Origin of the sequence: Pricia sp., from assembly GCF_041745955.1 — a bacterium.
Classification (GTDB): domain Bacteria; phylum Bacteroidota; class Bacteroidia; order Flavobacteriales; family Flavobacteriaceae; genus Pricia.
Genome location: NZ_JBGTHY010000370.1, coordinates 1 through 6,575, shown reverse-complemented (window position 1 = coordinate 6,575; position 6,575 = coordinate 1). Strand labels below are relative to the sequence as shown.

General features: G+C 47.1%; 3 protein-coding genes. All 3 read left to right on the top strand.

Annotation, left to right across the window (positions count from 1 at the left end; translation table 11 throughout):
* The first annotated feature begins 18 nt into the window (after nucleotides 1-18).
* A complete protein-coding gene (gene rplL, locus ACEW8S_RS13670) occupies nucleotides 19-399 on the top strand; it encodes a 50S ribosomal protein L7/L12 (RefSeq protein WP_373518701.1) in 381 nt (126 codons plus the stop codon).
* 105 nt (nucleotides 400-504) lie between these two features.
* Nucleotides 505-4,314 carry a DNA-directed RNA polymerase subunit beta gene (gene rpoB, locus ACEW8S_RS13665; protein WP_373518700.1) on the top strand — a complete coding sequence of 1,270 codons (3,810 nt, stop codon included), beginning with the start codon at nucleotides 505-507 and terminating at the stop codon, nucleotides 4,312-4,314.
* A gap of 38 nt (nucleotides 4,315-4,352) precedes the next feature.
* The coding region (gene rpoC / locus ACEW8S_RS13660; protein ID WP_373518699.1) for a DNA-directed RNA polymerase subunit beta' at nucleotides 4,353-6,575 on the top strand (2,223 nt) is incomplete at its 3' end.

The window sequence follows — 6,575 nt, the reverse complement described above, 5'->3', positions numbered from 1 at the left end:
AGATTAAACGATAGAAAAATGGCAGATTTGAAAGATTTCGCAGAACAATTGGTAAACTTGACCGTAAAAGAGGTAAACGAGTTGGCCGGTATATTAAAAGATGAATATGGTATCGAGCCTGCAGCAGCAGCTGTAGCCGTTGCCACCGGTGGAGGTGGGGGCGATGCCGCTGAGGCCGCAGAGGAAAAAACGGAATTCGATGTAATCCTCAAGGCAGCCGGTGGTTCCAAGTTGGCCGTCGTTAAATTGGTCAAGGAATTGACCGGTCTTGGATTAAAAGACGCTAAGGACATCGTCGATAGCGCACCAAAAGCCGTTAAGGAAGGTGTGCCGAAAGATGAGGCCGAATCCGTTAAAAAACAATTGGAAGAAGCAGGAGCGGAAGTTGAGCTTAAATAATAGCCGCAACTATAGCACTTTTGGTTTAGGTCTTTCCGCTTTTGCGGTTAGACCTAAGCCTTTTTATACCCGAATTAGTATTCACGTTCAAAACACTGTCCATAGATGTTCACACAACAGACTGAAAGAATCAATTTTGCATCCGCTAAGAACACGCCGGATTATCCGGATTTCTTGGACATCCAGATCAAATCGTTTCAAGATTTTTTTCAATTGGAGACCAAATCCGACGAAAGGGGTGCAGAAGGTTTGTACAATACCTTCCAAGAGAACTTCCCGATTACGGATACCCGAAACCAGTTCGTACTTGAATTTCTGGATTACTTTATAGATCCCCCGAGATATTCCATTCAGGAATGTATCGAGCGTGGCCTCACCTATAGCGTTCCTTTAAAGGCGCGCCTTAAATTGTACTGTACCGATCCCGAGCACGAAGATTTTGAAACTATCGTGCAAGATGTGTATTTGGGTACTATTCCCTATATGACCCCTAGTGGTACTTTTGTTATCAACGGAGCCGAAAGGGTGGTCGTATCGCAATTGCACCGTTCTCCAGGGGTGTTCTTCGGACAGTCTTTCCATGCCAACGGCACTAAATTGTATTCCGCAAGGGTAATCCCATTCAAGGGATCCTGGATTGAATTCGCCACCGATATTAACGGCGTTATGTATGCCTATATCGATCGAAAAAAGAAATTGCCGGTGACTACTTTATTCAGGGCAATAGGTTTTGAGAGGGATAAGGATATCCTAGAAATCTTCGATCTTTCCGAGGAAGTCAAAGTTTCGAAGGCAGGATTGAAAAAGGTATTAGGCCGCAAATTGGCCGCAAGGGTCTTGAACACATGGCATGAAGATTTCGTGGATGAGGATACTGGCGAGGTAGTTTCCATCGAACGTAACGAGATTATCTTGGACCGCGATACCGTTTTGGAAAAGGAGCATATCGACGAAATTCTCGATACCGACGCCAAGACCATCCTATTACATAAAGAAAACAATGCGCAGAGCGATTATGCGATCATCCATAATACCCTGCAAAAAGACCCTACGAACTCCGAAAAGGAAGCCGTGGAGCATATCTACCGACAGCTGAGAAACGCCGAGCCGCCCGATGAGGAAACGGCAAGGGGTATTATCGACAAGTTGTTCTTTTCCGATCAACGCTACAATTTGGGTGAAGTCGGTCGGTATAGAATGAACAAAAAATTGGGTCTCGATATTGGAATGGACAAGCAGGTCTTGACCAAGGAAGATATCATTACCATCATCAAATATTTGATCGAACTGATCAACTCCAAGGCCGAAATCGATGATATCGATCACTTGTCGAACCGACGCGTACGTACCGTTGGTGAGCAATTGTCATCGCAGTTCGGCGTCGGTTTGGCCCGTATGGCCCGAACCATCCGAGAGCGGATGAACGTTCGTGACAACGAGGTGTTTACGCCCATTGACTTGATCAATGCGAAGACTTTGTCCTCCGTAATCAACTCGTTTTTTGGAACGAACCAGTTGTCCCAATTCATGGACCAGACGAATCCGCTGGCAGAGATTACGCACAAGCGAAGATTATCGGCACTAGGGCCAGGAGGACTCTCACGTGAGCGGGCCGGTTTCGAGGTTCGTGATGTGCATTACACCCACTATGGTAGATTGTGCCCAATTGAAACCCCGGAAGGGCCGAATATCGGTCTGATTTCATCCTTGGCCGTTTTTGCCAAGGTAAATCCTATGGGCTTTTTAGAAACTCCATATCGCAAGGTTACCGATGCCAAAGTGAATACCAAGGAATATGCCTATTTGAGCGCCGAGGAAGAAGAGGGCATGAAAATCGCACAGGCGAACATCCCTTTAAAGGATGACGGTACGATCGATACCGATAAGGTAATTGCCCGTGAAGAAGGCGATTTCCCGGTGGTGGATCCGGGCGAGGTGAACTTTACCGATGTGGCACCGAACCAGATCGCATCGATTTCCGCATCCTTGATTCCGTTTTTGGAACATGATGATGCGAACCGTGCCTTGATGGGCTCGAACATGATGCGTCAGGCCGTTCCCTTACTGAAACCACAATCCCCGATTGTAGGCACGGGACTTGAACGTCAGGTGGCTACCGATTCCCGGGTATTGATAAATGCAGAGGGCGATGGAGTTATTGATTACGTCGATGCCGAGAAAATCATTGTGAAATACAAGCGTAGCGAAGCCGAAAAACTGGTCAGTTTTGAAGAGGATTCCAAGTCCTATAATTTGGTGAAGTTCAGAAAGACCAACCAAGGTACCAGCATTAACCTGAAGCCTATTGTCAGAAAAGGCGACAAGGTGAAAAAAGGGCAGGTACTTTGTGAAGGCTACGCCACCGAAAAAGGCGAATTGGCCTTAGGCCGAAACCTTACCGTGGCGTTCATGCCATGGAAAGGATACAACTTTGAGGATGCTATCGTAATATCTGAAAAAGTGGTACGGGAGGATATTTTTACCTCCATCCACGTTGATGAATATTCGTTAGAGGTACGCGATACCAAATTGGGTGCGGAGGAATTGACACATGACATTCCGAACGTATCCGAAGAAGCCACCAAAGATCTCGACGAAAACGGAATGATCCGTATCGGTGCAGAAGTAGAGCCAGGCGATATTTTGATAGGTAAGATTACTCCAAAAGGGGAATCCGACCCGACACCGGAAGAAAAATTACTTCGGGCCATCTTCGGTGACAAAGCAGGTGATGTGAAAGATGCCTCTTTGAAAGCTTCCCCATCGTTGCGTGGTGTCGTTATCGAAAAGAAACTGTTCTCCCGGTCGGTGAAGGACAAGCGCAAGCGTTCAGAAGATAAAGAGGATCTCAACAAATTGGAACTGGAATATGAAGTGAAGTTCCAAGAGTTGAAGGATATCCTGATAGAGAAGCTGTTCACGCTCGTAAATGGGAAAACCTCACAAGGCGTTTTGAACGATTTGGGCGAGGAAGTTCTGCCAAAAGGTAAGAAATACACCCAGAAGATGCTGAACTCCGTCGATGATTTCGCCCACTTGATAGGGGGAAGTTGGACGACGGACAAAGACACCAATGCTTCGGTAACCGATTTGTTGCACAATTATAAAATCAAGTTAAACGACCTTCAAGGGAATCTGAGACGGGATAAGTTTACGATTTCGGTAGGTGATGAACTGCCCGCCGGTATCATGAAGTTGGCCAAAGTCTACATCGCCAAAAAGCGAAAGCTAAAAGTCGGTGATAAAATGGCGGGCCGTCACGGTAACAAGGGCATCGTTTCCCGTATCGTACGTCAAGAAGATATGCCGTTCTTAGAGGATGGTACCCCTGTTGATATCGTATTGAACCCATTGGGCGTACCCTCACGTATGAACATTGGGCAGATTTACGAAACCGTTCTTGGATGGGCAGGTCTTAAATTGGGCAAGAAATTTGCGACCCCAATTTTTGACGGGGCTAGTCTAGATCAGATTAACGAATACACCGACGAAGCGGGCATCCCAAGATTCGGGCATACCTATCTATATGACGGCGGTACAGGGCAACGTTTTGATCAACCTGCAACAGTAGGTGTAATCTATATGTTGAAACTGGGCCACATGGTCGACGACAAGATGCACGCGCGATCTATCGGACCCTACTCGCTGATCACGCAGCAACCTCTGGGCGGTAAAGCCCAGTTTGGTGGACAGCGTTTCGGGGAAATGGAAGTTTGGGCCTTGGAAGCCTACGGTGCATCGGCAACCCTGCGCGAGATATTGACCGTAAAATCGGATGATGTCATCGGAAGGGCGAAGACCTATGAGTCCATCGTAAAAGGCGAGACCATGCCGGAACCCGGTCTGCCGGAATCGTTCAACGTTTTGATGCACGAACTGAAAGGTTTGGGTCTGGATATCCGTTTGGAGGAGTAGGTTAAGTACACAACATTAATTAGTAGCACATTACAACTATGGCTAGAATGAAAGATCATAATCCAGTAAAAAGGTTTGACAAGATTTCCATTGGATTGGCATCGCCGGAATCGATTTTGGCGGAGTCACGGGGGGAAGTCCTAAAGCCTGAAACCATAAACTACCGTACGCACAAACCGGAGCGTGACGGCCTGTTCTGCGAGCGTATCTTCGGTCCCGTAAAGGATTACGAATGCGCCTGTGGTAAATACAAGCGTATCCGTTACCGTGGTATCGTATGCGATCGTTGCGGGGTTGAAGTTACGGAGAAAAAGGTACGTCGTGATAGGGTAGGGCACATCAATTTGGTGGTGCCCGTGGCCCATATCTGGTATTTCCGTTCCTTACCGAACAAAATCGGATACCTTTTAGGGTTGCCTTCCAAGAAATTGGACATGATTATCTACTACGAACGTTACGTAGTGATTCAGCCCGGTATCGCCAAAGGCCCCGAAGGTGAAGAGCTCAATAAATTGGATTTCTTGACGGAAGAGGAGTACTTGACCATTATGGAATCCATTCCGCCCGAAAACCAATATTTGGAGGAATCCGATCCCAATAAGTTTATCGCTAAGATGGGTGCGGAATGCCTTATCGATTTGTTAGGACGTATCGATTTGAAGGAACTATCCTATGAATTACGGCATAAGGCCAATACAGAAACTTCAAAGCAACGTAAGACCGAAGCCTTAAAAAGACTTCAGGTGGTTGAAGCATTGCGGGAATCTCAAGACAACCGTGAGAACAATCCCGAGTGGATGATCATGAAAGTGATTCCGGTCATTCCACCCGAATTGCGTCCTTTGGTACCCTTGGATGGCGGCCGTTTTGCGACTTCCGACCTCAACGATCTATACCGTCGGGTTATCATCCGAAACAACCGTTTGAAAAGATTGGTAGAGATCAAGGCGCCCGAGGTCATCCTAAGAAACGAGAAAAGGATGCTTCAGGAATCCGTTGATTCCCTTTTCGACAATACGAGGAAGGCATCCGCAGTAAAAACGGAATCCAACCGACCCTTAAAATCCCTTTCCGATTCCTTAAAAGGTAAGCAAGGGCGTTTCCGTCAGAACCTTTTGGGTAAACGGGTCGATTATTCCGCACGTTCGGTAATCGTCGTAGGTCCTGAAATGAGATTGTTCGAATGTGGACTTCCCAAGGATATGGCGGCCGAGCTGTACAAGCCTTTCGTCATCCGTAAACTGATTGAGCGCGGCATCGTGAAGACGGTAAAATCCGCCAAAAAAATTATAGATAAAAAGGAGCCCGTAGTCTGGGACATCCTTGAAAACGTATTGAAAGGGCACCCGGTACTATTGAACCGCGCCCCGACCCTTCACCGATTGGGAATTCAGGCCTTTCAGCCGAAACTGATCGAAGGTAAGGCGATTCGCTTGCATCCCTTGGTATGTACCGCCTTTAATGCGGATTTCGATGGGGATCAGATGGCGGTGCATTTGCCTTTGGGTCCAGAAGCAATTTTAGAGGCGCAACTTTTGATGCTTGCCTCACATAACATATTGAACCCCGCGAACGGTTCCCCGATTACGGTACCCTCGCAGGATATGGTCTTGGGTCTATATTATATGACCAAAGAACGTAAATCGACTCCCGAAGTGCCTGTCAAAGGTGAAGGAAGTACTTTCTATTCCTATGAGGAGGTAGAAATTGCCTTTAATGAAGGAATGGTCAACCTGAACGCCGGTATCAAGGTGCGGGCCCCGGATTTTAATGAGGAGGGCAAACTGGTCAACCAGATCATTCCTACTACCGTTGGGCGTGTACTCTTTAATATGGAAGTGCCCGAACAGGCCGGTTACATCAATGATGTTTTGAACAAAAAATCCTTACGTGATATTATTGGCAGGATTTTGAGTGTGACCGACGTACCGACCACGGCCGATTTCTTGGATAAGATCAAGACCATGGGTTACGATTTTGCCTTTAAAGGCGGCTTATCGTTCAGCTTGGGGGATATTATCATTCCACAGGAAAAACACGAAATGATCGCCGATGCCAATGGACAGGTAGACGGTATTATGGCCAACTATAACATGGGCCTAATTACCAACAACGAACGGTATAACCAGGTCATCGATGTTTGGACGTCCACCAACGCCATGCTGACCGAATTGGCCATGAAACGTATCCGTGAGGATCAGCAAGGGTTTAACTCTGTGTATATGATGTTGGATTCCGGTGCGAGGGGCTCGAAGGAGCAG

Coding starts and splice junctions, on each gene's coding strand:
- rplL (WP_373518701.1), top strand. CDS start 19: ATGGCAGATTTGAAAGATTTCGCAGAACAATTGGTAAACTTGACCGTA.
- rpoB (WP_373518700.1), top strand. CDS start 505: ATGTTCACACAACAGACTGAAAGAATCAATTTTGCATCCGCTAAGAAC.